This window comes from Allomuricauda sp. R78024, from assembly GCF_044596045.1.
GTDB lineage: Bacteria > Bacteroidota > Bacteroidia > Flavobacteriales > Flavobacteriaceae > Flagellimonas.
On the sequence record NZ_CP138995.1, the window covers coordinates 2,239,646 to 2,265,082 of the forward strand.

The 25,437-nt window shown below is 37.6% G+C and carries 27 protein-coding genes and 1 riboswitch; of the genes, 14 read left to right on the top strand and 13 right to left on the bottom strand.

Going from position 1 to position 25,437, the window contains the following annotated elements:
* Position 1: 1 nt before the first annotated feature.
* Positions 2 to 1,411: an NADP-dependent phosphogluconate dehydrogenase gene (gene gndA, locus SJY44_RS09990; RefSeq protein ID WP_396589605.1), complete on the bottom strand. Its 1,410-nt coding sequence runs from the start codon at positions 1,409 to 1,411 to the stop codon at positions 2 to 4.
* Between the two features lie 184 nt (positions 1,412 to 1,595).
* Between gndA and zwf the strand changes: the two genes are divergently transcribed.
* Positions 1,596 to 3,128, top strand: a complete 1,533-nt coding sequence (gene zwf / locus SJY44_RS09995; protein ID WP_396589606.1) for a glucose-6-phosphate dehydrogenase — start codon at positions 1,596 to 1,598, stop codon at positions 3,126 to 3,128.
* Positions 3,129 to 3,216: 88 nt separating this feature from the next.
* Complete coding sequence (gene pgl, locus SJY44_RS10000; RefSeq protein WP_396589607.1) at positions 3,217 to 3,930, top strand: 6-phosphogluconolactonase; 714 nt, start codon at positions 3,217 to 3,219, stop codon at positions 3,928 to 3,930.
* Here pgl and SJY44_RS10005 read toward each other — a convergent pair.
* The 6 genes from SJY44_RS10005 to SJY44_RS10030 form a co-directional block, all read right to left on the bottom strand.
* Entirely contained in the window at positions 3,927 to 4,472 is a 546-nt protein-coding gene (locus SJY44_RS10005; RefSeq protein ID WP_396589608.1) for an acyl-CoA thioesterase, read from the bottom strand. The genes pgl and SJY44_RS10005 overlap by 4 nt on opposite strands.
* A gap of 1 nt (position 4,473) precedes the next feature.
* Positions 4,474 to 4,839 carry a 6-phosphogluconate dehydrogenase gene (locus SJY44_RS10010; RefSeq protein WP_298925417.1) on the bottom strand — a complete coding sequence of 122 codons (366 nt, stop codon included), beginning with the start codon at positions 4,837 to 4,839 and terminating at the stop codon, positions 4,474 to 4,476.
* 3 nt (positions 4,840 to 4,842) lie between these two features.
* A complete protein-coding gene (gene rmuC / locus SJY44_RS10015) occupies positions 4,843 to 6,186 on the bottom strand; it encodes a DNA recombination protein RmuC (RefSeq protein WP_396589609.1) in 1,344 nt (447 codons plus the stop codon).
* A gap of 83 nt (positions 6,187 to 6,269) precedes the next feature.
* Positions 6,270 to 7,049, bottom strand: a complete 780-nt coding sequence (locus tag SJY44_RS10020; protein ID WP_396589610.1) for an ABC transporter ATP-binding protein — start codon at positions 7,047 to 7,049, stop codon at positions 6,270 to 6,272.
* The gene (locus tag SJY44_RS10025) at positions 7,049 to 8,080 is read right to left on the bottom strand and encodes a FecCD family ABC transporter permease (RefSeq protein ID WP_396589611.1); all 1,032 of its coding nucleotides are present in this window, start codon (positions 8,078 to 8,080) and stop codon (positions 7,049 to 7,051) included. Before SJY44_RS10025 ends, SJY44_RS10020 begins: the two co-directional genes overlap by 1 nt.
* A complete protein-coding gene (locus SJY44_RS10030) occupies positions 8,081 to 9,238 on the bottom strand; it encodes an ABC transporter substrate-binding protein (protein ID WP_396589612.1) in 1,158 nt (385 codons plus the stop codon). It abuts the gene before it with no gap.
* A 55-nt stretch (positions 9,239 to 9,293) separates the two neighbouring features.
* Positions 9,294 to 9,526: riboswitch (cobalamin riboswitch) on the top strand.
* A gap of 72 nt (positions 9,527 to 9,598) precedes the next feature.
* Between SJY44_RS10030 and SJY44_RS10035 the strand changes: the two genes are divergently transcribed.
* A complete protein-coding gene (locus SJY44_RS10035; RefSeq protein ID WP_396589613.1) occupies positions 9,599 to 11,461 on the top strand; it encodes a TonB-dependent receptor plug domain-containing protein in 1,863 nt (620 codons plus the stop codon).
* A gap of 17 nt (positions 11,462 to 11,478) precedes the next feature.
* The gene (locus SJY44_RS10040; protein WP_396589614.1) at positions 11,479 to 12,417 is read left to right on the top strand and encodes an ABC transporter substrate-binding protein; all 939 of its coding nucleotides are present in this window, start codon (positions 11,479 to 11,481) and stop codon (positions 12,415 to 12,417) included.
* A gap of 46 nt (positions 12,418 to 12,463) precedes the next feature.
* Here SJY44_RS10040 and SJY44_RS10045 read toward each other — a convergent pair whose 3' ends face one another.
* Positions 12,464 to 13,906, bottom strand: a complete 1,443-nt coding sequence (locus SJY44_RS10045; protein ID WP_298925430.1) for a S41 family peptidase — start codon at positions 13,904 to 13,906, stop codon at positions 12,464 to 12,466.
* 211 nt (positions 13,907 to 14,117) lie between these two features.
* Between SJY44_RS10045 and SJY44_RS10050 the strand changes: the two genes are divergently transcribed.
* The 6 genes from SJY44_RS10050 (at position 14,118) to SJY44_RS10075 (ending at position 17,727) form a co-directional block, all read left to right on the top strand.
* Positions 14,118 to 14,627 carry an RNA polymerase sigma factor gene (locus SJY44_RS10050; RefSeq protein WP_396589615.1) on the top strand — a complete coding sequence of 170 codons (510 nt, stop codon included), beginning with the start codon at positions 14,118 to 14,120 and terminating at the stop codon, positions 14,625 to 14,627.
* Positions 14,614 to 15,033, top strand: a complete 420-nt coding sequence (locus SJY44_RS10055) for a hypothetical protein (protein WP_396589616.1) — start codon at positions 14,614 to 14,616, stop codon at positions 15,031 to 15,033. The genes SJY44_RS10050 and SJY44_RS10055 overlap by 14 nt, the downstream gene beginning before the upstream one ends.
* 10 nt (positions 15,034 to 15,043) lie before the next feature.
* Entirely contained in the window at positions 15,044 to 15,583 is a 540-nt protein-coding gene (locus SJY44_RS10060; RefSeq protein WP_298925436.1) for a DUF4252 domain-containing protein, read from the top strand.
* Between the two features lie 79 nt (positions 15,584 to 15,662).
* Positions 15,663 to 16,205, top strand: coding sequence for a DUF4252 domain-containing protein (locus SJY44_RS10065; protein ID WP_396589617.1), 543 nt, complete (start codon positions 15,663 to 15,665; stop codon positions 16,203 to 16,205).
* A gap of 21 nt (positions 16,206 to 16,226) precedes the next feature.
* Positions 16,227 to 16,766 carry a DUF4252 domain-containing protein gene (locus SJY44_RS10070; RefSeq protein WP_396589618.1) on the top strand — a complete coding sequence of 180 codons (540 nt, stop codon included), beginning with the start codon at positions 16,227 to 16,229 and terminating at the stop codon, positions 16,764 to 16,766.
* A 145-nt stretch (positions 16,767 to 16,911) separates the two neighbouring features.
* Positions 16,912 to 17,727 carry a mechanosensitive ion channel domain-containing protein gene (locus tag SJY44_RS10075; protein ID WP_299167242.1) on the top strand — a complete coding sequence of 272 codons (816 nt, stop codon included), beginning with the start codon at positions 16,912 to 16,914 and terminating at the stop codon, positions 17,725 to 17,727.
* A 320-nt stretch (positions 17,728 to 18,047) separates the two neighbouring features.
* Here SJY44_RS10075 and purB read toward each other — a convergent pair whose 3' ends face one another.
* Both purB and SJY44_RS10085 read right to left on the bottom strand, forming a co-directional pair.
* Positions 18,048 to 19,391, bottom strand: a complete 1,344-nt coding sequence (gene purB, locus SJY44_RS10080; protein ID WP_396589619.1) for an adenylosuccinate lyase — start codon at positions 19,389 to 19,391, stop codon at positions 18,048 to 18,050.
* A gap of 47 nt (positions 19,392 to 19,438) precedes the next feature.
* Positions 19,439 to 20,011, bottom strand: a complete 573-nt coding sequence (locus SJY44_RS10085) for an adenylosuccinate lyase (protein WP_396589620.1) — start codon at positions 20,009 to 20,011, stop codon at positions 19,439 to 19,441.
* 32 nt (positions 20,012 to 20,043) lie between these two features.
* Between SJY44_RS10085 and SJY44_RS10090 the strand changes: the two genes are divergently transcribed.
* Positions 20,044 to 20,508 (top strand): heme-binding domain-containing protein, encoded by a 465-nt coding sequence (locus SJY44_RS10090; protein WP_298925447.1) that lies wholly within the window; start codon positions 20,044 to 20,046, stop codon positions 20,506 to 20,508.
* Here the strand turns inward: SJY44_RS10090 and SJY44_RS10095 are convergent.
* Positions 20,480 to 21,205 carry an SIR2 family NAD-dependent protein deacylase gene (locus SJY44_RS10095; protein WP_396589621.1) on the bottom strand — a complete coding sequence of 242 codons (726 nt, stop codon included), beginning with the start codon at positions 21,203 to 21,205 and terminating at the stop codon, positions 20,480 to 20,482. The genes SJY44_RS10090 and SJY44_RS10095 overlap by 29 nt on opposite strands.
* 20 nt (positions 21,206 to 21,225) lie before the next feature.
* Between SJY44_RS10095 and SJY44_RS10100 the strand changes: the two genes are divergently transcribed.
* From SJY44_RS10100 to SJY44_RS10110, 3 genes are read left to right on the top strand one after another with little or no spacing between them, the layout of a single operon-like run.
* The gene (locus SJY44_RS10100) at positions 21,226 to 21,879 is read left to right on the top strand and encodes a TrmH family RNA methyltransferase (RefSeq protein ID WP_396589622.1); all 654 of its coding nucleotides are present in this window, start codon (positions 21,226 to 21,228) and stop codon (positions 21,877 to 21,879) included.
* Positions 21,880 to 21,919: 40 nt separating this feature from the next.
* Positions 21,920 to 22,447, top strand: coding sequence for an SRPBCC family protein (locus SJY44_RS10105; protein ID WP_298925457.1), 528 nt, complete (start codon positions 21,920 to 21,922; stop codon positions 22,445 to 22,447).
* Positions 22,448 to 22,454: 7 nt separating this feature from the next.
* A complete protein-coding gene (locus SJY44_RS10110; protein WP_396589623.1) occupies positions 22,455 to 22,832 on the top strand; it encodes a VOC family protein in 378 nt (125 codons plus the stop codon).
* On the opposite strand, the gene SJY44_RS10115 is transcribed toward SJY44_RS10110, so the two are convergent.
* A complete protein-coding gene (locus tag SJY44_RS10115; protein WP_396589624.1) occupies positions 22,833 to 24,518 on the bottom strand; it encodes an alpha-amylase family glycosyl hydrolase in 1,686 nt (561 codons plus the stop codon).
* Between the two features lie 101 nt (positions 24,519 to 24,619).
* Positions 24,620 to 25,396 carry a carboxypeptidase-like regulatory domain-containing protein gene (locus tag SJY44_RS10120; protein ID WP_298925466.1) on the bottom strand — a complete coding sequence of 259 codons (777 nt, stop codon included), beginning with the start codon at positions 25,394 to 25,396 and terminating at the stop codon, positions 24,620 to 24,622.
* Between the last annotated feature and the right edge of the window lie 41 nt (positions 25,397 to 25,437).

Here is a 25,437-nt window from a genome sequence, read left to right on the forward strand (position 1 = left end):
ATCAATCCTCCCACTCGGTATGAAAAGTACCTTCTTTATCCAATCGCTCATAGGTATGGGAACCAAAATAATCGCGTTGCGCCTGTATTAAGTTTAAAGGCAGTCTGCTGCTTGTATAGGCATCAAAATAAGTGAGAGCATTGGAAAGCCCTGGCAATGGAATGCCGTTTGTGGCGCCGTAAGCCACCAATTCCCGAGCGGCACCCACAGTTTCTTGTACTTTACCTACAAAAGAAGGGGAGAGCAGTAAGTTTCGCAATCCAGTATCTGCTTTAAACGCTTCGGTTATGTCGGCCAATAGTGCTGCACGAATAATACAACCCGCTCGCCATATCTTAGCAATTTCGCCCAATTCCAATTCGTATCCATATTCTTTGGAAGCATCAGCCAATTGGTGCATGCCTTGAGCATAGGTGATGATAAACGCAAAGTACAGTGCACTCTCGGCTTTGTCGACCAAAGTTTTCTTGACTACTGACTCCGGTATGGGACGGCCATACAGCTCATCCGCTTTTATACGTTCTTCTTTTAGGGCAGAGATTTCACGCATGCTTACGGCAACATCTATGGTCGGAACTGGAATTCCCAAATCCATGGCATTTTGTGAAGTCCATTTTCCCGTTCCCTTTTGTTTGGCCTTATCCAATATTTTATCTACCAAATGCCCATCACCCAAATCGTCTTTTTGCTCAAAGATTTCCGAGGTAATTTCAACTAAAAATGATTGTAATCGTCCTGCATTCCATGATGCGTAAGTCTGATGAAGTTCTTCATTGGTTAAATGCCCGGCTTTTTTCAAAAGATCATAAATTTCCGAGGTCAATTGCATCAATCCATATTCAATACCATTGTGAACCATTTTCACATAATTTCCAGCTGATTTTGGACCTAAATATGCAACACAGGGCTCCCCTTCATATTTTGCGGAAACAGCTTCAAAAATGGGTTTTACATGTTGATAAGCATCCCTGGAACCTCCTGGCATAATACTAGGCCCTTTACGGGCACCTTTGGCACCTCCGGAAACTCCAGCGCCGAAGAAATTAATGCCTTTTTCGTGCAAGTAAGCTTCTCTTCGGTCAGTATCAGTAAAAAAGGAATTTCCGCCGTCAATGATAATATCTCCTTTGTCCAAATGTGGGAGTAAATTTTCAATAACAATATCAACAACTTTTCCAGCTGGCACTAGCAACATAATTTTTCTTGGTGTACTCAATCCATTCACAAAAGTGACAACATCCGAAGTGGCGTTTACCTTGGCAGTATCGCCTCCTTCTTCAATCAGTGCGCTTACCTTTTCCTCATCTAAATCATTCCCAAAAGCGGTAAAACCATTATCCGCAACGTTTAAAATAAAATTACGCCCCATTACCCCAAGTCCTACCAGACCAAAATCATATGTATTTGCCATGTTCTTTGTTTTTGCTTTCCTGTGTTAAGACAACACTAAGTAAGCTATTTGTTGAATTCCGAACCTAAAATAAACGTTATATTCGTTATGCTCAAAATTAAATGGACAGGTTAATTTGTTTTTTAAGAAAAAGCGGTTTAAATGTTGGTTTTTGAGTCATCCAAACAAGTACACTTAGATATTTATGAAAAAGACCAATAACCAAATGCTCGTTATTTTTGGTGCTTCGGGAGATTTAACTGCAAGAAAACTCATCCCTGCATTATTCAATTTGTATGTTGCCAAGCAATTACCCAAGAATTTTGTGGTTTTGGGAGCAAGTAGAAGCAACCTAACGGATGAGGAATTTCGTGACAAAGTGGTTTACAAAAGCCCGTACCTAAAAGCAAAGATTGAAGACCTTAAAGAAAATTACATAAAAGGATTTGCCAATAGCCTTTTTTATGAAGATTTAGGCAGTGATTATACCACGGAATACACAAATTTTGCTGAACGAATAGCTACATTGAATGAAGCACATGGTACGAAAAACAATTATATGTTTTATCTATCTACACCACCAAGCCTATACGAGCCAATTGCCAAGAATTTGGCAGATGTAGGTCTAAGTAGTCAAGAAAAAGGATGGAAAAGGCTGATTGTGGAAAAACCTTTTGGATACAGTTTGGAAACTGCGAAAAAACTGAATACTGGCCTTCAACAATATTTTAAAGAACCGCAGATTTACAGAATTGACCATTATTTGGGAAAGGAAACAGTACAAAACCTTCTGGTAACACGATTTTCCAATAGTATTTTTGAGCCACTTTGGAATAGAAACTATATCCACCACGTAGAGATTACCAATGCAGAGAGTGTAGGGGTTGAAAAAAGAGGAGGCTATTATGATAAATCTGGTGCGCTACGCGATATGTTCCAAAACCATTTGATGCAAATAGTTTCTTTAGTGGTAATGGAGCCACCTATTGGTGACCAACCAGAGGAAATTAGGAACGAAAAGGTAAAGGCATTGAAGTCCCTTAGAATCATGAAGGATGAAAAGACCTTTTTTGATAATACCATTCGCGCGCAATACGTAGCTTCAGAGATTAATGGAGAAAAGGTGAAGGGCTATCGAGAAGAGGATGGGGTTGACCCAAATTCTACTACGGAAACCTATGCTGCTATCAAATTTTTTGTGGATAATTGGAGATGGGAAGGCGTCCCTTTTTATGTGCGAACCGCAAAACGTATGCCTACCAAGGTAACTGAGGTGATTATTCATTTTAAATCACCACATCATCAAATTTTCAAGGATTCAGGGGTTAACAATAAAGATAACAAACTCATTATTCGTATTCAACCCGATGAAGGAGTGTTGATTAAATTTGGAGTGAAAGTACCTGGGCAAGGCTTTAAAGTAGAGAGAGCCAACTTGGATTTCTACTATTCCAGTTTGGCGCAAACCTATGTGATGGAAGCCTATGAACGACTTTTATTGGATGCCATGCAAGGTGACGCCACATTGTATGCCAGAGCAGACGAGGTAGAAGCTGCTTGGGAGTTTGTAGATCCTATTTTAAACTACTGGAAAAATGGAAAAGATGTTAGAATGTATGGTTATGCCGCTGGAGTTTGGGGCCCTGAAAATGCTGATGAATTGATAGACGATTTAGGTTTTTGGCGAAACCCTGGTTCAAATTTAGCGGATGACCCAGGGTATTGTGTGATTTGTTAGTCAGTAGTCAGTAGTCAGTTAGTTCGAGCTGTCATCCTGAGCCTGTCGAAGGAGCGTGAAGAACTACAGAAGCTTAAGAAATTAATTTATGGAATTAAAAATATACAACGATAAGAACGAGGTAGCTCAACAGTTTTCAGCATATTTTGCTGAATTGGTAGATGGAAAGTCAGTTTTTCATGTTGCACTTTCTGGCGGAAGCACACCAAAAGTTGTTTTTGATGTTCTGGCTGATGAATTTTCATCTAAAATTGATTGGAGTAAGATTCATTTTTATTGGGGAGATGAGCGGTGCGTGCCACCAACAGATGATGAAAGCAATTATAAAATGACGTTGGAACATCTTTTTTCGAAGATTGAAATTCCTGAAACAAACATCCATAGAATTTTAGGGGAAAATAATCCTCAAGAAGAAGCAAAACGATATGGAGCGTTATTGGAAGACCGGTTGCCTTCTCAAAATGAAACGCCTCAATTTGATTTGGTCATTTTAGGAATGGGGGATGATGGACATACGGCTTCAATTTTTCCCCATGAAATTGAGTTGTGGAACTCCGACAAAAACTGTGAAGTGGCCATTCATCCAGATTCAGGGCAGCGAAGGGTTAGTATTACAGGTAAAATCATCAATAGTGCTCGAGAAGTAGCCTTTTTGGTTACTGGAACTGGAAAAGCAGAAAAAGTTGAAGTTATTATTGAAAAAATAGATGGGTATGAAGTTTATCCTGCTTCTTTGGTGAATCCAGATTCTGGAAACCTGATTTGGTTTATGGATAAGGATGCCGCTTCTGGACTTAATTAATCCAAATCTAGTTTAACATTTTGCCCCTTTAGAAGCTCCAAGTACTCGTTTACATTAAAGTTGGCGGATTCATATTTGCTATCTCTTGAACTAGCTGAAGCTTTACGTTCTAAACTTCGTGCAAAACGACGTATACCTTGTTTATCCTCTAATATTAAACCTGGAATAACAATATTTTTTCCAACATTATCCTTGGCAACCATAGTAAAATAGGAAGAATTACAATGTTTGGTTTTACCTGTGGTAATATTTTCGGACACTACCCGCACACCCACAACCATAGAAGTTTTCCCCGTGTAATTAATGGAAGCTTTTAAAGTGACCAATTCCCCAACTTCAATTGGATTTAAAAAATCCACCCGGTTCACAGAAGCCGTTACGCAATAGGCTTGCGAATGCTTTGAGGCACAAGCAAAAGCAATTTGGTCCATTAAGTTTAAAATATGCCCTCCATGAACTTTGCCACCAAAGTTGGAATGGGAGGGAAGCATAAGTTCAGTTATTGAAAGTTTTGATTCTTTTGCGGTTTTGAACTTTTTCATTTTAATTTTTAAAATGTGGAGATGCTTCAGGTTGTATTTCGGTGATAAAATATTTGGTATCGCCTAACCAGAAAAAGGTGGAATACCTTTCCTTGTAAGTCACTTTTACATATCGTCCTTGGTATTCCTTCATTTTTTCAATGACTTCTTCTTTGCTGTCCTCAACTGAAAAGGAAAAAATATTGGTTCCTGATACCCCTTGACTTATTTGTCCTTCCCAAGTTTTTACCAACACCCCTTTTCTACTGAATTTTATTAATTCGCCAGAGCGATATCCTTCACTAAAAGGAACATAATAAATGAAGGCAAAATAGGCAGCAATCCCGAATAGAATGACAGAAATGCTAATAAATAAAATCTTCCTCATGTGTTATAGCTCAAGTTTAGGTTCTTCATAGTCATCTTCTTCGGCGCGTTTTAAAATAGGTTCTGGAATTGACTTTTTGGCTTTGGCCCCCATTTTTTTAAGTTTTTCAATACTGGTAACAATATTTCCGCGTCCATCGACCAATTTGTTCATTGCACCACGGTATTCAGTTTTTGCCTCATCCATTTTTTTGCCTACTCGAGTTAAATCGGTTACAAAGCCCTCAAATTTATCATAAAGTGCGCCGGCCTGGCGAGCAATTTCAATAGCATTTTTCTGCTGTTTCTCGTTGTTCCACATGGTGTCAATGGTGCGTAGCGTAGCTAATAGGGTGGATGGGGTGACGATAACAATATTTTGCTCAAATGCCTTGTTGTACAGTGAGTTGTCATGGTTTATTGCAACCGCAAATGCAGGTTCTATGGGAACAAAAAGCAAGACAAAATCTGGACTTTCCATCTCATACAAATCCTCGTACTTTTTAGAAGATAGTTGCTCTACGTGTTTTCTAAGGGAATTAATATGATCCTTTAGATGCCTTTCTTTCAATTCATCATCGGCATTGATGTATCGCTCATAATCGGTCAATGAAACCTTGGAATCCACCACCATCTTTTTACCATCAGGGAGATGGATGATAACATCGGGTAAAACACGACTTCCATCTTCAAGGGTAAAGCTTTGTTGCACGCTGTACTCACGATCTTTTTCTAATCCTGATTTTTCCAGAACACGCTCTAAGACCAATTCTCCCCAGTTTCCTTGCATTTTGCTATCACCTTTTAATGCCTTGGTCAAGTTTTCAGCCTCTTGGGTGATTTTAAGATTCTGATTTTGAAGGTTGAGCAACTGTTCTTTTAAAGCAGAATGAATACTTATGTTTTCTTTTTGGGAGGCCTCCACTTTTTTCTCAAACAATTGTATTTTTTCTTGAAGTGGAGTTAAAATATTTTCAATACTTTCTTTATTACTCTTTGTGAATTTCGCACTCTTTTCTTCTAAAATCTTAGAAGCAAGAATTTCAAAATCTTTAGCAAATTTTTCTTGTAGCTTTTCTACTTCTTCTTTTTGTTCCGTATTGATGCGGTGTAAGTTTTCTAAATCAGCCTGATAGCGAACAATTTGGTTTCCTTGTTGTTCTTTTTCAGATTGAAGTTGTTTTTTCTCAGCATCACCAGACAATAGCTTATCATTTAAAGTATTGATAGCGCTGTTGAATTGTTGCTCACGCTCGTTCCAAACACTTTCATTGGATTTTGTTTTTAGCTTTTGAATGTACATGCCCAGAAACAAGCCAATGGCTATGGCCAATACTCCAACAATTAGATAAATCAAGGCACTACTCATAAAATTTATTTCTTCGGATAAAGATAAAGGATTCCTATGTTTCCTTCGACAGGCTCTGGATGACATTTTTGAATGCTAAAAGCCTATTTGTTTACCTTAAAAGAGCCTGTTTTTGCATCAAATTGAACCATTTCTGAAGGAAATAGGCGTTCAAAATGTTTTTGCTCAATTAACTCGCATGGTTGCCCAAATGGATTCTCGGCTCCATCCAATATTAAAATCTTATCGCATAATTGAATGGCCAAATCAATTTCATGGGTGGTAAAAAGTATGGTCTTTTGCTTATTGTGTGCTAATTGTTGTAGCAATTTTAGAATTTGCACTTTGTGATATAAATCTAGATGGGTAGTGGGCTCGTCCAATAAAATTAGAGGTGTGTCCTGAGCCATAGCACGTGCAATCAATACACGCTGTAGTTGACCATCGCTAAGCTCGTGACATTTGTTGTGCCTCAGATCATTCAATAAAAAAGCATCAAGACTATCTTTAATATACGTTTTATCGGATTGAGATAGTGTCCCAATCCAATTGGTATAAGGTTGTCTTCCAAGTGCAATCAACTCTTCAACTGTAAGATTTTTGGATGAAGGTTGCTCCGTTAATACTACGCTGAGTTCTTGAGCCAATTTTGGCGATGAGTAATTCGCTAGATTTTCACCTTTAATTGTAATAGATCCTGATAATTCTGGCTGAAGGTTTCCAAGGGTACGTAGCAGTGTTGATTTCCCTACTCCGTTTACACCAATAATGGCACATAATTCACCTGAATCACAAGAAAAATTGATGTTTTTGGCAACGGTTTTGGATGTGTAGCCAATTGCTAAATTATTAATCGATATGGTATGGGTTTTTGGGTTGGACATTAAAATAGCATTTTACGTTTTCGTACCAACAACCAGATGACCACGGGTGCTCCAACAAGCGAAGTTATTGCATTTATCGGCAGTACATTGGCGGAATTGGGCAATTGGGCAATGGTATCACACAATAACATTAAAATAGCCCCATAAAGAAATACTGATGGAATTAAAACTCGGTGTTCCATGGTATCAAATATTTGTCTGGTCAGGTGAGGTACTGCTAAGCCTACAAAGGCAATGGGTCCAGCAAATGCAGTAATACCTCCTGCCAACAATCCAGTGGCAATGATAATGACCAATCTTGATTTTTTTAAAGAAACACCAAGGCTTTGCGCATAGTTTTCACCTAATAAAAAAGCGTTTAGCCTTTTAATCGAAAGAATGCTCAATAGCAGTCCTACACCAACAATTCCGCTAAGAAGGATGACTTGTTGTGACGACAGATTGCCCACACTACCATAAGACCAAAAAATATAGCGCTGTAAGTTTTCTGCGGTTGAAAAGTATGCCAATACACTAACAATGGCAGCTGTAATGCTACCAAACATTAAACCAATGATCAGTAGTGCCATGGTATCTTTTATGCGATTTGCCACTAGCATTACTACAAAAAGTACAAGGAAACTTCCTATGCTTGCCGCAATTGCCAATGAAACATCACTCAAAAACACAAAAGAAGTAAGACCAGTAATGAACGATGCCCCCATTAAAAGTAGTGCAGCTCCTAGACTTGCTCCAGAACTAATGCCCAGAACAAAAGGACCTGCCAAAGGGTTGCGAAAGAGCGTCTGCATCAATAAGCCACTTATAGAGAGACCTCCACCCACCAAAATAGCTGTAAATGCCTTGGGAATACGATAATTCCAGATGATATAATTCCATGAATCAATTTTAACTTCCCCTCCAAATAATGAGGATAGTATGGCTTTAAAAGGAATTGTTACAGAACCTGAACTGACATTTAGTATCCATGCAAAAAACAATGCTAAAAGAATCAGCACAAAAGAAATACGATATGATTTGGCCTGCTGCATTTAGTTCAAAGGCATATAAAAAAGAGGTTTATGATCAGGAAGAAGTTCTGGGTGCAGAATCGATATTAAATCTTTGAGCACCAAATCTGGACGTTGAGGGGCCAGCTCATAAAAAAGAAGTCCACCCGTAGCTCCTTTATTTATAGCATTTGAGAAAACTCTTTTATTTGAAAATGCTTCAAATTGTTTGTAATGTGCATTGACCTCTTCCAATTCTGTATATGACGTATGCAAAGACGGGTTAAACCAAAATTCAGCCTGTTGACCTTTTTCTAAAACAGCTTCTAAACTTAATCCAACACTTCCTTTTACTTCAGTATCAGCCCAAAGGAATTTGGCGTTGGCATCTTTTAAAAATTGCCCCATCCAACTTTCCCCACCTGATACGTACCACACATCTTTGTACAGCCCACCGGTTAAAACGGTTGGTTTTTGTGTCGCTTTTTTAGCTAAAAGTTTGGTTTTGTTATACGATTTTTCAATCCCTTTAAAAATGCTATCTGCAACTGCTTTTTTTTGAAAGAAGGGAGCAAAGAACTTAATCCATTCCGCTTTTCCTAAAGGAGTCGACTCGGTCCAATCACCATTATAAACAACAGGGATGTTGGATTGTTTTAGTGTTTTATATGCTCTATTCACCCCATTTATTCCAAAGCCTACAACAACTTCTGGGTTCAATTCCAAGGCAATTTCAGTATTGATGTTTTCATTCGTTCCTAATTCTTTGATCAATCCAGAATCAATTCGTTTTCTAGCCACGGGCGATGAAATTAGGTCCATATTGGGAAACCCTACAACAGAGCCTAATACTCCCAAGGCCTCTAAAGAAGGAATATGGGTTGTTGAGGTCACTACCATTCTTTCTACGGGGATAGCAACTATAGCATCATATGCATCGCGAGGAAGTGTTATTGAAGCCAATTTTTCTTTGGGAATCAATGCATATTTAAAAGTGGTTTCGGAACCGGGCCAAGCAGATTTTACTTCAATCACCGTAAAGCTACCGTTATCCTCTACGGTAAAACCAGTAGCATGCTCAATTTTGACTTTTGTTTGGATTTGTTCAACAGGAAGAGGCTTCCTTTTTTCTGCACAATTAGAAAGAAAAAAGATGGTTGAAGTAATAAAAAGAAGTGCTGAAAGCAGTTTTTTTGACATAGCCCCAAATGTAAGATTATTTAACTTTTACAAAAAAAGATTAAACAGAATGATTACATTCGTGCCGAATTTTGGTTCATACAAGGAGCTTTTCTTTGTATGATTAAAAGGGAATCCGGTGAGAATCCGGAACTGTTCCCGCAACTGTAAGCTATGCCGAAACGATATTGATTTTTAACATCAATCGTAGTAGGTGCTTGCCACAACTTCAAGACCACTGCATTTAAGAGCGGGAAGGTAGTAGGCAAGACGCAAGTCAGGAGACCTGCCCAATTCAAACAAAAACATGTTAAACTTTCGGGTAAAAGGTTTACGTATGGGTACAGACATACTATTCTCCCGTTTATTGAAGTAAACGAAATGAAAAAAAGTCATTTATGGTTATGTGCTGCTATTTTAGCAGGCAAAGGTCTTTCTGCACAAGATGTACAGCAAGATGCTATTCAAATTCAACAATTACAGGAAGTTGTTGTAAGTGATTCTCGTTTTGAATTAAAGCGAGAAAATTCCGGTAAGACGGTTATTAAGATTTCTGCGGAAGAACTAGAGCGAAATCAAGGTAAAACCGTTGCGGAACTTATCAATACCAAAAGCGGAATTGAAATTGCTGGAAGTAGGGGTAGGGACGGTTCGGTCTTTGGCGTTTTTGCTAGAGGTGGTAGAGGTAGACAAGCTTTGGTTATTGTAGATGGTGTACGTGTTTCCGACCCATCTTCATTCTCTCAGGAATATGATTTACGGCTACTTTCCACTGCGAACATTGAATCTATTGAGATTATAAAAGGTGCCTCGAGTACTTTGTATGGAACTAATGCAGCCACTGCAGTTATCAACATTACCACAAAGAAAAACGCTAAAGAGAAGATTACCGGGAATTTCCAATCAACTGTTGGAACAAATCAAACTTCCGAAGACCAAAATTACAACCTAGGGAGTTTTTCCAATGCTGCTTCGGTAAATGGAACATTAAACAAGTTTTCTTATGGGGTTGGTTTTTCAAATCGTTATTCCAGTGGTCTTTCTGCCGCGGTAACTCCAGAAAATGAAGAAGACACTTTTTCACATTTTAGTACTGATGTAAAATTGGGATATCAATTCTCCAAGAATTTTGAGCTGTCTATTTATGGAAATCAAACCAAAATCAATAATGAGTTTGATGCAGCTTTAGCAGAGGCACCCAATCGTTCCAAAGTAAGTCAAGATAGAGTGGGCCTTTCAACAGCATTTAAATATACAAAGGGGTCGATTCACGTAAATACAGCATATACGGATTATGAAACCGATTCTAAAAGCACTTTTGGCGAGAGCATTTCTGATGGCGAGAATTTTGTTTTCGATATCTATAACAAATACATTTTTGATGAAAAATGGCATACCATATTGGGTGTAAACTATATTAAGGATAAAGCTGTTTTTACCAGTGAAGCAGATTTTACCATTCTAGATCCTTATGCCAATTTGGTATATGTATCAGATTTTGGATTTAACCTAAATACCGGGGTAAGGCTCAATACTCACTCGGAATATGGAAACCACTTTGTATACAATCTTAATCCGTCTTACGCTTTTTCCACAGACAATGGGTATGTAAAAGTTTTAGGCTCTTATGCCACATCGTATATCACACCAAATTTGATTCAGTTATTTGGAGACTTTGGTGCTAATCCAGAACTGGAGCCAGAGGAAAACAGAACTATTGAAGGAGGGGTTGAGTATTTTGTAAATGACAAGCTTAGGGTAAGTGCCGTTTACTTTGACCGAAATGAAAAAAATACCATCGGTTTTGATCAGAACTTTACCAGTATCAACATAGCTGATGAAATTGACGCCAATGGCGTTGAGGTTGAAACGTCATGGTCTCCAATTGAAGAATTTACTGTTGATGCTAATTATACATTTACGGAACGCAAGGGAGATAACGCTATTCGTATTCCAAAACATAAGGTGAATCTTACTTTAGGATATCAAGTTTGCAGTTCCACAAATATCTCACTCAATTACGCTTACACAGGAGATAGGGTTGATACTGATTTTAGCAGTTTTACTGATGTTGCATTGGAAGCTTTTTCATTGGTGAATTTGTATGTAGAGCATGAGTTGATGCCTAACAAACTGAAGATATTTCTAAACGGGAATAACTTATTAAATGAAGAATTTACAGAAGTGATAGGATTTACGACTAGAGGAAGAAATATAAGCGCAGGATTTAACCTCCAACTATAATTGGCTAACTTGTTATTATGTTGAAGGTTTGTTCTTTTATGCCCGCGGTTACCCAAATGATTTATGATATGGGTTTGGATGGGCATTTGTATGGTGTCACCTTTGAATGCCCAGAACAGGCGTTAAAGGAGAAAAAACCAGTTGTACGCTGTATTTTGGAAGGGAAAAACTTATCAAGCCAAGAAATAGATGCACTTTTTTCTGCAAGCAAGCATCAAGGAAAAGATTTATACTATGTGGATGAACCACTTTTGGAACAAATCTCTCCGGATATCATTTTTACACAAGACATGTGCGATATCTGCCAAATTGATACTGAATGTACTGCTGCAGCGGTAGCTAATCTGGAAAAACAACCAGAGTTGATTTCCATTAGCCCTGAATCATTGGAAGATGTTTTCCAATCTGCCATTACAATTGCTAAAGCAATGGGCAAGGAAGAGGTAGCGTACACTTATTTGAATGGACTGCATAAGCGTATAGATGCTGTAATAGATAAATTACGAGAAGCTAAGGCATTGCCAAAAAGAATTATGCTGATGGAATGGTTAGACCCGATATTCAACTGTGGTCATTGGATACCCCATCAAATAGCATATGCTGGGGGTATAGATATGCTTTCTAACCCTTCTGGAGATAGTATCGTAACACTTTGGGATAAAATAGTGAAGTATGACCCAGAGGTATTGGTTATTGCTCCGTGTGGTTTTACTGTGGACCGTACTTTGGAAGAGATACATATTTTAACCGAGAAAGAGGGTTGGAGCAATTTAAAAGCCGTTCAAGACAATGCTGTTTTTATTGCTGATTTTGATATGTTTACCCAATCCTCGGCCAATACTTTGGTTGATGGCATAGAATTGTTAGCAGGCCTTTTTCATCCAAATGTACTTGAAGTGCCAAAAAGGCTATCTGAAAAATATAAGCCTTTTACTATGAAAGTCATTCAACAATAAAATTGATGAATAGGTATAAAAAAAGCGGCTCATTGAGCCGCTTTTTTTATTTGGAATTTAATTTAATAGGTTTATCCAAAAACATATTGTCTTTACCCGGTTTAAACATTTCAGTGCCCATAAGCACTTTTCCTGTCATTAGCGGTTCAAAACTTGCCTTGCTGATTAAGCCAGTAATTTCTTGTAGAGCTCTTGCCAAAAGTGGTTCAGCAGGGTTGCCTAAAATTCCTAAGTTGCCAAAATCTTCTTCTAATACAATATTTGGAACCAAACCATCTGTATAATCAAAGAATCCGTCTGCATTCTCGTTTCGGCCTACCAAAGGTTGTATGGCCCAGCTGTTCTCAGGATTTATAGAATTTTCTCTTGAAGCGCTATAGATGTAATCGTTATCCGGATCGTCCACCATGGTGATGGAAAACTCATTTTTACCACGTGTGGTTTCTCCAATATGGATAACTTGAACGTAGGGTGCAAGGCCATTCATGACCAATTCACTTGCAGATGCCGAACTATTGGTCGCAATTACATAAACCCTGTTTAAGTTTAGCGTATTTATAGGGCTTCCATCATTGGTGGTCGCAGCAAAGTAATCTTCAAGTTGGGCAGCGCTAAATTGAGATTGTATTTTAGCGTTCCATCGTTGTCTAATATAGAGGTCATTGGTATTTGTTCCATAGATCATGCTTGCCAATAGGCGAGAGGAATTTACTGATCCACCAGGATTATAGCGCATATCCAAAACTAAATCTGTAACATTATCAGCAGCAAACTGACCAAAGGCATCATTTAACTGCTCATCAAAACCACGGGTAAAACCATTGTACATGAGGTACCCTATTTTCGCTCCACCAATATCCAGTGTATTGGCAACGAGTATTGGGTTTTCTGTCAACCCTTCAAGTTTGGTTAAAGACACTTCTTCATCATTATCCGTAATTGTAGTGCCATTAATAGTGGCTAATCCTAAAGAATAGGTATCGTTATCTCCAAATAACAAATCCCGAAAATTACCTGCAGTTAATTGTTGACCATCGACCCGAGTAAAAATATCACCGCGTTGTATGTCTTTGGTTGCTGCATCAGAATTGGGAATTATATAACGAACATAACCAAACACATTATCTCCACTAGCAAAGCTGACCAATCCAAACTCCAGACCATTACTTTTAGATATTCCATTAAGGCCGTTGACCAAGGTAGTATAGTCTTCATTTGAAAAGCTAAACCTATCTTCGGTAAACTGAATACCATTGTAAAAATCCAAAGGATCGGGAGTTCCTTGCAAGAACTCGGTATATTCAGAATCAGAGGAAAATCTATTGTCGGCTAAATTAGGAACTTCACCTTGCCAAAAGTACCATAGGTTCATGGCACGCCACATAAAGTTTTGCACAACAATATCTGTTGGTACATTTGCATCATCATCACTATTACATGAGTTTAGGAGAATCCCAAGTCCAACTAAAAGGAACAAATATTTTTTCATAGCTAATTTTTCGTAAGAATCATCAATTATCATTCCATATAATTAGGAAAGAATAGTAGGTTGGTGGTATAAATTTTTAAATTCTTACAAATTTAGACTACAAAATAGATACATATAAGGAGACTGCAAATTTTTTGTAACAAAATTCGATATACGTCGTCGTGATTATGTAGGCAAATATAAATAGCTTACAAACAACTAAGAAAACCAAATGAAACAGGCCGAATTTTTAAATGTAGTGATGCCCTTTAAGGACAAGCTATACAGGTTGGCTAAACGGTTGTTGGTTTCTCGGGAAGAAGCGGAAGATGCCACTCAAGAAATTTTGCTAAAACTATGGTCAAAGAATGAAACCATGGAAGAGTACAAGAATGTAGAGGCCTTTGCCATGACCATGACCAAAAACTTTTGTTTGGACAGATTAAAATCCAAGCAAGCCAATAATTTAAAGTTGGTGCATAGCAATTATAGCGATGAAAGCACTTCTTTACAGCGTCAATTAGAGGCGGAAGACAGTGTTAAATGGATGGAAAGAATTATGGATGAGCTGCCAGAGCAACAAAAAATGGTATTGCAGCTTAGAGATGTTGAGCAATACGAGTTTGAAGAAATCTGTGAGTTGCTCGATATGAAACCAACAGCAGTGCGCGTGGCGCTGTCACGAGCAAGAAAAGTAGTAAGACAAGAATTAATAAAAAAACATAGCTATGGAATTGGATAACATAGAAAAATTATTGGAAAAGTATTTTGAGGCAACCACAACGGTAGCTGAAGAAAAAGAATTACAAACTTATTTTTCTCAAGAAAGTGTAGCAACACATCTAGAGCAATATAAACCCATATTCAATTACTTTTCCAACGCCAAGGAAGAACGGTATACAAAGCAGGTTCCATTAAAACCTAGAAAAAACTATTATAAATGGATTTCCATAGCAGCCGTAGCAGTTTTTACCTTTGGCATTTATTTTGGTAATGAATACCAAGAGAAAAAGCAGGCAGAGTATGCCTATCAAGAAACCAAAAAAGCTTTTGAGCTCTTAGCAACAAATTTTGGTAAAGGCACAGAAAAAGTAGCCTATTTGCAGGAGTTTGAAACCGCAAAACAAAAAATTTATAACAATAATTAAATCGTAAATAATGAAAAGGAATATTTTAATAGTATTAATAGCCGCACTACCGCTTACGGGGTTTTCGCAATCACTCTTTGATAAATTTGAGGATTTGGATGATGTAACCTCCGTTGTGGTAAACAAAAGCATGTTCAATCTATTGGCAAAGATAGATGTTGAGGTAGATGATGCAGAAGCCCAAGATTTTATGGATGTGGCCAGCAGCCTTAAAAGTTTAAAGGTTTTTACAACGGATAACAAGCAGATTGGAGATGATATGAAATCTTCAGTGAACAGCTATCTAAAATCTTCAAAGATGGAAGAGCTAATGCGTGTGAAAGATAAGGATGCCAATGTGAAGTTTTACATTAAGCAAGGTAAAGATGAAGACCATGTTAGTGAATTGTTAATGTTTGTTACAGGTTTGAAGGAAGTAGAGGCCGATGGAAGAAAATTTGAAACCGTACTACTTTCTTTAACAGGTGATATTAATCTGAACAAAATAAATTCATTGACAAACAAAATGAATTTACCAAAGGAGTTGAACAAAGCAGGTAAGAAACAATAAATAATGAACAGTTTTCAATTGACGGGATGCAAATTTTAGTCAATTGAAAACTGTACAAAATCAATCAAAAAACATCAAAATGAAAAAAGTAATTATAATACTATTGATGGGAATACTTCCCTATATGGGAATCTCGCAGTCAATATTTGATAAGTTCGAGGATTCGGATAGAATAGGAACAGTGACCATTAACAATGGCATGCTAAAGATGGTAACGGTTATGATGGCTGATGACAAGGATGAGGACACCAAGGATTTTGTAGAGTTGGCCAAAAGCATTAATAATATCAAGATTTTTCTTTCCGAAGATGAAGGAGCTGCAGCGGACATGGCTACGACTATGAAGCAATATGTAAGGTCTTCGAAGTTGGAAGAGTTAATGAAAGTAAAGGACGGAGATACCAATCTTAGGTTTTATATCAAGAATGGGAAAAATGAGGATAGGGTAGAAGAGTTATTAATGTTCGTAACCGGAATCGATGATAAAGGACATGGGGGCAAACATCACAAGTTTGAAACCGTTCTGCTGACCATGACAGGGGATATTGACTTGACCAAAGTAGGTTCGTTGACCAAAAAGATGAAGCTTCATAAAGGTTTAGAGCACTTGGATAAAGAATAACATCAATCAAAAAACAGAACAATGAAAAATACAATCAAATTAGGTATAATGGTCATGATAGTACTGTTGGCTTCCTGTTCATCGCAGCAAAGTTTACAAGAGTATTATGTGGACAATTCGGAAAATCCAAATTTCATAACCATAGATGTTCCAGCGAGTATCTTAAAAATGGATGGGGTTGATTTAACCGAGACGCAGTCTGAAGCTATAGAATCTCTTCGGAAATTTAATCTGTTGGCGTTTAAAAAGAATGCCGACAACGCAGCGGAATATAAAATAGAAAAGGCAAAAGTAAAGGAGATTCTAAAAGATGACGAGTTTGTCGAACTAATGAAAATTAACTCTTCCTACGGAAAGGGTGTCATTAAGTACCTAGGTGATGAAACGGCTATAGATGAAGTGATTATTTTTGGAGATAGTAAGGATAAGGGCTTTGCATTAGTTAGGGTTTTAGGAAAGGACATGAACCCCGCACATATTGTGCAACTCATGCAAGCAATCCAAAAATCAGATTATAATGGAGAGGGATTAGGTGAAATCGGAGCATTTTTGAAAGGATAATAATCAAACCATCCAAGTAAACAAATCCCGGACAGCTTATGTTGTTCGGGATTTTTTATGCTTTAAAAACTATGATACAAGGGATTCTGTGACCTAATTTTTATCTTAGTGTCTCATAAGAACACTAACAAATCATTAAAAAACTATGGAAAAAGCACAAGAGTGGATGAACTACGGATTGGAATTAGCGAAAGAGTTTGGCCCCAAATTAGTTACCGCAATTCTCATTTATATTATAGGCTCATGGATAATCAAAAAAATTACTCGTACCACGGGTAAAGTAATGTCCAAAAGCAAGTATGATGAATCCTTGCAACGATTTTTGTTGAATTTGGTTTCTTGGGCCCTTAAAATATTCCTGATCATTATCGTTATTTCAAGGCTTGGGGTTGATGTGACCACTTTTGCTGCAGTAATTGCCGCTGCGGGTTTGGCAATTGGTCTAGCGTTACAAGGATCGCTATCCAATTTTGCAGGTGGGGTTTTGCTTATGATTTTTAAACCATACCGTATTGGCGACTTAATTGAAGCCCAGGGAGTTTTAGGAGTGGTAAAAGAGATTGAAATCTTTACTACAAAACTGACCACTCCACAAAATAAACTTGCCATTGTGCCCAACGGTGCCATGGCCAATGGAAATATTATTAACTATACTGCAGAAGGTAAGATCCGAGTAGATACCGTAATTGGTGTTGGCTATGGTGAGGACATCAAAAAAACAAAAGAGGTATTAATGAATGTTTTAACCTCAAACCCTCAAGTGCTGCAAGATCCTGCGCCATCTGTTAACGTTATGGAATTGGCAGATAGCTCGGTAAATTTTGCGGTACGTCCATTTTGTAAACCAGAAGATTATTGGGATGTGTATTTTGCTACGTATGAAAACTCAAAAATAGCATTGGATACAGCCGGAATTGAAATTCCTTACCCACACTCTGTTGAGATACATAAGGATGCCTAAATAAAATTAATGTCCTATCGAGCGCAGTCGAGATGTCTTTTTTACAATTAGTTCTCGACTGCTCTTTCGACTACACTCAAGATGACAGCTCGAACTGACGTCTCTAAAAAAAGCATCTTCAAGGTGCTTTTTTTATGATGCCAAAAATTAAATAACGTATTCGTTTTTCCAAAAGGGTCATCCATCCACTTCATCTAGATTTTTACGATAAAATTCCCGAACTTCACTTATCAGTTGCTAAAGAATCATTAAAACGATTTTTAGCTTATCGATAAGTGACATTCCCAAATCCACACCTCCTTTAATGTAAAAAATGCGTACTAAACCCCAGTATAATTTGCTGGGGTTATTCTTTTGAGCTCATCTTTAATAGCGTCCGAAACTTCCAGAGTATCAATAAAATTAGCAATGGAAACCTGTGTGATTTTTTCATTGGTACGCGTAAGGCCTTTTAGAGCCTCATAAGGGTTGGGGTAGCCTTCCCTTCTTAAAATAGTTTGTATGGCCTCAGCCACTACAGCCCAGTTGTTTTCTAAATCCTGTTCAAACTTCTCTACGTTCAACACTAATTTATTCAAACCTTTAAGTGTTGATAGGAAAGCGACCTGAGTGTGTCCAAAGGGAACACCTACATTTCTGAGCACAGTACTGTCAGTTAAATCACGTTGTAATCTAGAAATAGGAAGTTTGGCAGATAAATGCTCAAACAATGCGTTGGCAAGCCCTAGATTTCCTTCAGAATTTTCAAAATCGATAGGATTCACCTTATGGGGCATAGCAGAAGAGCCTACTTCCCCTTTTTTAATTTTTTGCTTAAAGTAATCCATGGAAATGTAGGTCCACATGTCTCTATTCAAATCAATAAGAATGGTATTGATTCGCTTTAAACAATCAAACAGCGCGGCCATGTGATCATAGTGCTCAATCTGGGTAGTAGGAAAGGAATGGTACAAGCCTAACTTTTCTTGAACAAATTGTTGGCCAAAAGCCTTCCAATCTATAGTTGGATAAGCCACTTTGTGCGCATTATAATTTCCGGTAGCACCTCCAAATTTAGAAGCACTTGGGATATCATTCAATAGGTTAAACTGCTCCTTTAATCTTTCTACAAAGACATCAATTTCTTTTCCCAGTCGAGTAGGGGATGCAGGTTGCCCGTGGGTTCTGGCAAGCATTGGAATATTTGCCCATTCCGCAGCCAATGCTTTTAACTTTTCAAATACTTCAAAATATAGCGGGACATAAACATCATTCATGGCGGCTTTAATAGAAAGTGGAACAGCAGTATTGTTGATGTCTTGGGATGTTAACCCAAAATGGATAAACTCCTTATGTTTTTCTAGACCTAAAGCATCAAATTTTTGTTTAATGAAATACTCAACGGCTTTTACATCGTGGTTGGTAGTCTTTTCAATTTTTTTGATTGCTAGAGCATCCTCCGTTGAAAAATCAAGATATATTTTCTGTAATTCAGGAAACTTGGCGCTATTAAAATCTGCTAGTTGAGGCAATGGAATTTCGCAGAGCGCAATAAAATATTCAATTTCTACCTGTACACGGTATTTTATAAGTGCTTCTTCAGAAAAATAATTCCCTAAAGCTTCAGTTTTATTGCGATATCTACCATCAATTGGAGAAATGGCATTGAGTTGGTTTAAAGACATTGACCAGGTTTTTGGAAAGCAGCAAAGATACTTATTAGTTAAGGAGTTTAAAAACCAAGTTTCTTAAGATCTGCTAAGGTTTTTCCAGCTCTAAATTTATATCCGGCAGTGCCCTCATGAGCAGTTTGTTCCAATATTAGTTTTAGTTCAGGATGAACCCAGTCAAATTTCATCCCCAAGTAATACAAGCTGGTCATGGCAAATACCTTGGCCGCTACTTTGTGCTCACCAATAAGCCAATCAAAACAAACGGTCATAATTCTTTCCAATTGCTCGGAAGTAACATGTTCATGGAAAGACTTGTCCTTGGTTTTAAAATAAGCTTCCATGCTTAATTCGCAAGTGTGAGCCATTGGACGAATAATGGATTCTGAGGTAAGATGTTGTATCCCTAATGTGAATTTTTCAAAGTGAGGTAAAAGATAAATTAATTTTTTTCGCATGACATGGTCAAACACCCAGCTGGCATTGAATGAATCTGATTTATCTTGTTCAAACACTTCTGACAACAGCGGCTCTATCAGCTCAGGTTGGGTTACCAATTGGGCTGCAAGTATGTTTATTTTTTCTTTTGAAAGTCGACCAGAATTTAATGCCGTATGTAATTGTTGTTTGGTCACAAAATCATATTTTTACTGAAATACCTTAGCCGATGAAAATAGCAAAAAAAATAGCAACTGCTCTGTTAATTATTCTTATTGCAATGCAGTTTTACAGACCTGAAAAAAATATTGCAGAAGGAGACTATGTTGCTGCTTTTGAAGCAGAGACCAAGCCAAGCCCCGCAGTGCAACAAATTTTGGAAACCACTTGTTACGACTGCCATAGCGCCAATACAGTATATCCTTGGTACAATAATATTGCCCCGATTTCTTATTGGCTGGACGATCATATTGAAGAAGGCAAAGAACATTTAAATTTTTCTGATTGGAAAAATTATTCTGCTAAGAAAAAAGACCACAAATTAGAGGAGTTGGTAGAAGAGGTAGAAGAAGGGGAGATGCCTTTGAATGAATACACCTGGACCCACAAAGAAGCCAAATTGACCGCTGATCAGAAAAAACTGTTAATGGATTGGGCCAAAACTACTAGGTCGCTTTATCCAGTAGCTGAGTAACAAGAGTGGGAACACCTTGCGTTGCTGTTTTGGAAATTACGGTTAGATTTTCAAAACTTGATTGATCAACACTTGGCTTTGGATCAACAAAGTAAATGGGTGTTTCTCTAGCCACAAAATTAATTAGACTTGCAGCGGGGTATACTTGCATAGAAGTTCCTACAATAATTAGGATACTTGCCTGTTGGGTAATATGGATTGCAGTTTCTAGCATGGGAACCATTTCTCCAAACCAAACAATGTGTGGTCGTAATTGAAATCCGTTTTCATCCAAATCACCCAAAACCAAATCCTTTTTCCAATCAAGAACATGATTTTCGTTTGCAGTGCTTCTCACTTTAAACAATTCCCCGTGCAAGTGAACCACGTGGGAGCTTCCAGCTTGTTCATGTAGATTGTCCACATTTTGGGTGACTATACTAACATCATAATTTTTTTCCAGCGTCACCAAGGATTCATGTCCTGTGTTTGGCAATACTTCCAAAAGTTGCCGACGTCTTTGATTGTAAAAATCAAGCACCAGCTCAGGATTTCTTTCAAAACCTTGTGGAGAGGCTACTTCCATAACATCATGTCCTTCCCACAGCCCATTGGAATCTCGAAACGTCTTTAACCCGCTCTCTGCACTCATGCCAGCACCCGTAAGAACAACTACTTTTTGTTTTTGACTCATATATCCTAAAAATAAGAAATTCATTTTTCGTTATATTGTCATAGATGTTTAATGATGATTTATTGACATATCTTGAAGGTTTTCTTACGGAAGAAAGAAAACAGCGGTTTCTAAATGTATTACAAAAGAGGACCAAGTACCTTACCGTTGCCATTGAAGATGTATATCAATTACACAATACAAGTGCGGTAATCAGAAGTTGTGATGCCTTTGGAGTACAAGAAGTACATGTGGTGGAAGACCGATTTGAAAAACGTTTGGACAAGAACATTGCCATGGGAGCCGAACAGTGGGTAGATATAAATCGATATCAAACTTCATCAGAATGCATTGCCACGTTAAAAGATACGGGATATCAAATTGTGGCAACCACCCCGCATAACGATTCAAGATTGCTTTCCCAATTTAAACTGAAAACAAAAACAGCTCTTTTTTTTGGCACTGAAAAAGAAGGATTAAGTGAGGAAGTTATGCAAAAAGCGGATGGATTTCTTAAAATCCCAATGGTCGGTTTTTCTGAAAGCCTCAATATTTCAGTTTCCGCCGCTATCATCCTCCAAAAACTGACCGAGGAGCTAAGAGCATCAAATATTGAGTGGCAGCTATCTGATATTGAGATACTTGAAAAACAATTGGATTGGACTAAAAAATCCATCAAGGATGCGGAAAGTATTATAAACAGATACCTTTTAAAATGAAGTTTTTGTACTTTAGGACGTAACCAATAAAAAAAAACAAATGATTATTCTACTTTACATTTTAGCAGCGATTGTTTTTATCGTTCTAATTTTGGGGGCAATTGCTCCAAAGACCTACAATGTTTCACGCTCAATAGAGATAGCTAAACCCAAGGCCCAAGTTTTTGAAAACCTTAGGTTTTTAAAGAATCAAGATGCTTGGTCACCTTGGAACAAGAAAGATCCCAATATGGAGAAAAAATTTACAGGAACAGATGGCGAGGTAGGAGCTGTCAGCTATTGGAACGGTAATAAAGATGTTGGTGAAGGCGAACAAGAGCTTACTAAAATAATTGACGGGGAACGTATAGAATCGCAACTTCGTTTTTTAAAGCCTTGGAAATCTACATCAGATGCCTATATAACCACAGAGCAAATAGATGATAATGCCACTAAAGTTACTTGGGGCTTCTCTGGAAAGAACAAGTTTCCTACCAGTATTTTTATGCTGTTTATGAATATGGACAAAGCTGTAGGTGGAGATTTTGAAGAAGGATTGTCTAGTTTAAAGGAATTAATGGAGAAATAGCATAATTATGGAGCAGAATATGGTGGGCTGGTTCGAGATTCCCGTCTTGGATATGGATAGGGCCAAATCTTTTTACGAATCAGTTTTTAAAATTGAGGTTCAAGTTCAGGATTTTGGCGGAACCCTAATGGGATGGTTTCCGTGGGCAGAAGGAAAAATGGGAGCAACCGGTTCTCTAATTCTTCAATCTGAATACAAACCGAGCAATACGGAGGGAGTGCTTATTTACTTTGCTAGTGTAGATGTTGAAAATGAATTAAATAGAATTGAGAAAGCAGGAGGAAAAATTTTGAAGCCCAAAACCCAAATTAGCCCAGAAGTGGGCTATATGGGATTGTTTTTAGATACAGAGGGCAACCGAATTGCTTTACATTCAAGGGAATAATTATTCCACTAATTCCAATAGGGCTATATCAAAATCATTTTCAAGAAGTACTTTTCCTTTAGTGACCATTACCTCGGTTTCAGAATAAGTATCATATAGTTTTGTGCCATCGCCAAAGAATCCCTTTACCCAAAGGGATTTTTTACCTTTTGGTAAATCCAGACCAACCACGACTTTGTCTTTGTAATCTCCATTCATATAGGTTCTGGAGAACACATAGGGAGATTTAGCCAACCTCTTGTGTTTACCGGCTCCAATAGCTGGATGGTTTCTTCGGAATTGTCCTAGTTTTTGCCAATGTTTATGAATTTTCTGCGTTTGAGGCAAACTGTCCAAATCCTCCCAGTTCATAAAAGAACGCAAAGTGGCGTCACCTTCTGTACCTTCAATGGTAAGGCTCCTAGCTGTTTCGTCACCGTAGTATACTTGTGATGCTCCCGGTGTTAACAATAGAACGTTAGCGGTATAGAAAGGTTTTTTTCGTTCCTTGTCAAAAGGATTGCCATCATCATGAGATGTTAAATAGTTCAATACACTCTTCCCTTTTAATTTTGTATTTAACAGGCGATTGTATTTTTTAAAAATGGTTTCGTAATCTTTATGGGCATCTACTTTTAAATCAAAATTTATAAGACTTTTAAAGCCATAATCGAAAAAATCCACTTTTTTATCCCCAAAATCAAATTCCCGACCACCAGAGATTCCGTAATTATAAACTTCACCAACCATGTAAAAAGGATTGTCATCCAAAATATGATTTGGATTTTTTTTCTTCCAAGTATCAAATGCATAGCTAGCCTCTTTATACAAATCTGACCAAGCATCTTCATTCACATGCTTTACCGTATCTACCCTAAAACCATCAACACCAAAATCGTTGATGTAATCGGTGAGCCATTTAATAATATAAAACCTAGGAGCCCTAGGGTATCCAGTTCGTTCAAAAAATAACTGAAGTTCATCCAATTCTTGACTTAAACGTCCTTCTTCTTTCCATTTTGCCAATAATGCATCTGGTAATTCAACGGGATCATTAGATTCCGTAAGTATATCTGGAAGATTTTTAACCAAAGTACAGGCGGTTGTGTTCTCGTAGTTGGTAAATTCACATGGTGGTCCAGTACGCACCCATTCTTCTGGCCAAACAGGGTCTTTTTCGGTAACGGGTCCAGTATGGTTTAATACTACATCCAATAGCACGCGAATACCCTTTGCATGGGCAGTTTTCACCAATTTCTCCAAATCCTTTCTTGTTCCAAAACTAGGATCGATCGCGGTCCAATCTTTGGCCCAGTAACCGTGATATCCGTATGTATTTCCTGTACCTTCATTTGTAGCGCCATGTATTTGCTCTACAACCGGAGTAAACCAAATGGAGTTAATGCCTAAATCTGTAAAATAACCTTCTTCAATTTTCTTGGTAATTCCTTGGATGTCGCCTCCTTCAAAACCTCTTAAAACACCAGTTTCTTCTGTTCTGTCAAAACTTATATCATTTTCTGGGTTTCCGTTATTGAAACGATCCGTTAAAAGGAAGTAGATATTAGCACCTTCCCAAGTGAAAGGCACTTCTTTTTTAATTACCATTTCCTCAACTACTTCAGTATCTTTTTTATCTATTTTTTTTACTTCTTTACAGCCAAAAAGAAAGGATAGTATGGACATAACAGTAAGTAGTTTTTTCATCTTTTGGGATTTTAGCTAAAACTATAAAATGCATGCGGAAATATAAAATTTATTTATACTCAATAATATAAAGCAGTTTTAAAGATGCAAACGAAAAATCTTTATCTTCTATTCAGTACTTTGTACTCTTCATAACAACTAGAGATAGCATCTAAAATCTGAAGGTCGTTGGCTGTATTGATGAAGGATTTGGAATAGCTACAATTATTAAGAATATCCTCAATATCAACTTTTTCCAGTTGCAGTAATTCTGTAAGTGTTTCCCTATCAAACTTTGAAGCTAGAAGGTTCCTAATATCTTCATCTTCTTTAATCTGCCTCAGCTTCCGCATTTGCTTCGGCTTTTTACCAAAAAGATTTCGTAGAAGGTCGGCCGGATTCAAGATGGCGCCCAGAACTTTGGTTACGGCACTAGGGCTTTTACTACCCCCTTCATAACTTTTTTGAAGCCCTGATATGCTATATTGATACGCAGTATTAATAGGAAGATTTTTTACATCAATCTCTAAGTAACCTGTTAATTGATAGGGTCTTACGATAACTTCCTCCAAGGCATAGGCAAGTTCGGTCAGGGATATTTCCGTTCCATCAAACTTGAACATGTCATTGGTTACCCTAACCTTTTGTGATTTAAAACCCAAAAAGGATAGGTACAAGGTATCATTTACAGCGGCCGGAATTGAAAAATTTCCTTTTTGGTCGGTAATTGTACCGACTACCTTATTTAGGTTAACAACGTGCACACTAACCATTGGAAAGCTTGTTTGCGCATTGATAACCGTAGCGTTTAATTCCCCTTCAACTATTGTATCATCCTCATTTTGAGCAAAACAAAAAAGTGAAATGAAGGAAAAAAATGTAAGTAGAACTCTTCTCATGCAATCTTTGTAGTCATAAAAGTACTAAACAAAGAAAAATA

Coding starts and splice junctions, on each gene's coding strand:
- SJY44_RS10025 (WP_396589611.1), bottom strand. CDS start 8,080: ATGCAGCAGGCCAAATCATATCGTATTTCTTTTGTGCTGATTCTTTTA.
- SJY44_RS10100 (WP_396589622.1), top strand. CDS start 21,226: ATGTTTAATGATGATTTATTGACATATCTTGAAGGTTTTCTTACGGAA.
- SJY44_RS10045 (WP_298925430.1), bottom strand. CDS start 13,906: ATGAAAAAATATTTGTTCCTTTTAGTTGGACTTGGGATTCTCCTAAAC.
- SJY44_RS10120 (WP_298925466.1), bottom strand. CDS start 25,396: ATGAGAAGAGTTCTACTTACATTTTTTTCCTTCATTTCACTTTTTTGT.
- SJY44_RS10020 (WP_396589610.1), bottom strand. CDS start 7,049: ATGTCCAACCCAAAAACCCATACCATATCGATTAATAATTTAGCAATT.
- SJY44_RS10055 (WP_396589616.1), top strand. CDS start 14,614: ATGGAATTGGATAACATAGAAAAATTATTGGAAAAGTATTTTGAGGCA.
- pgl (WP_396589607.1), top strand. CDS start 3,217: ATGGAATTAAAAATATACAACGATAAGAACGAGGTAGCTCAACAGTTT.
- SJY44_RS10105 (WP_298925457.1), top strand. CDS start 21,920: ATGATTATTCTACTTTACATTTTAGCAGCGATTGTTTTTATCGTTCTA.
- SJY44_RS10005 (WP_396589608.1), bottom strand. CDS start 4,472: ATGAAAAAGTTCAAAACCGCAAAAGAATCAAAACTTTCAATAACTGAA.
- SJY44_RS10095 (WP_396589621.1), bottom strand. CDS start 21,205: ATGAATTTCTTATTTTTAGGATATATGAGTCAAAAACAAAAAGTAGTT.
- SJY44_RS10040 (WP_396589614.1), top strand. CDS start 11,479: ATGTTGAAGGTTTGTTCTTTTATGCCCGCGGTTACCCAAATGATTTAT.
- SJY44_RS10115 (WP_396589624.1), bottom strand. CDS start 24,518: ATGAAAAAACTACTTACTGTTATGTCCATACTATCCTTTCTTTTTGGC.
- rmuC (WP_396589609.1), bottom strand. CDS start 6,186: ATGAGTAGTGCCTTGATTTATCTAATTGTTGGAGTATTGGCCATAGCC.
- SJY44_RS10035 (WP_396589613.1), top strand. CDS start 9,599: ATGAAAAAAAGTCATTTATGGTTATGTGCTGCTATTTTAGCAGGCAAA.
- SJY44_RS10010 (WP_298925417.1), bottom strand. CDS start 4,839: ATGAGGAAGATTTTATTTATTAGCATTTCTGTCATTCTATTCGGGATT.
- SJY44_RS10070 (WP_396589618.1), top strand. CDS start 16,227: ATGAAAAATACAATCAAATTAGGTATAATGGTCATGATAGTACTGTTG.
- purB (WP_396589619.1), bottom strand. CDS start 19,391: ATGTCTTTAAACCAACTCAATGCCATTTCTCCAATTGATGGTAGATAT.
- SJY44_RS10065 (WP_396589617.1), top strand. CDS start 15,663: ATGAAAAAAGTAATTATAATACTATTGATGGGAATACTTCCCTATATG.
- gndA (WP_396589605.1), bottom strand. CDS start 1,411: ATGGCAAATACATATGATTTTGGTCTGGTAGGACTTGGGGTAATGGGG.
- SJY44_RS10030 (WP_396589612.1), bottom strand. CDS start 9,238: ATGTCAAAAAAACTGCTTTCAGCACTTCTTTTTATTACTTCAACCATC.
- SJY44_RS10075 (WP_299167242.1), top strand. CDS start 16,912: ATGGAAAAAGCACAAGAGTGGATGAACTACGGATTGGAATTAGCGAAA.
- zwf (WP_396589606.1), top strand. CDS start 1,596: ATGAAAAAGACCAATAACCAAATGCTCGTTATTTTTGGTGCTTCGGGA.
- SJY44_RS10110 (WP_396589623.1), top strand. CDS start 22,455: ATGGAGCAGAATATGGTGGGCTGGTTCGAGATTCCCGTCTTGGATATG.
- SJY44_RS10050 (WP_396589615.1), top strand. CDS start 14,118: ATGAAACAGGCCGAATTTTTAAATGTAGTGATGCCCTTTAAGGACAAG.
- SJY44_RS10060 (WP_298925436.1), top strand. CDS start 15,044: ATGAAAAGGAATATTTTAATAGTATTAATAGCCGCACTACCGCTTACG.
- SJY44_RS10090 (WP_298925447.1), top strand. CDS start 20,044: ATGAAAATAGCAAAAAAAATAGCAACTGCTCTGTTAATTATTCTTATT.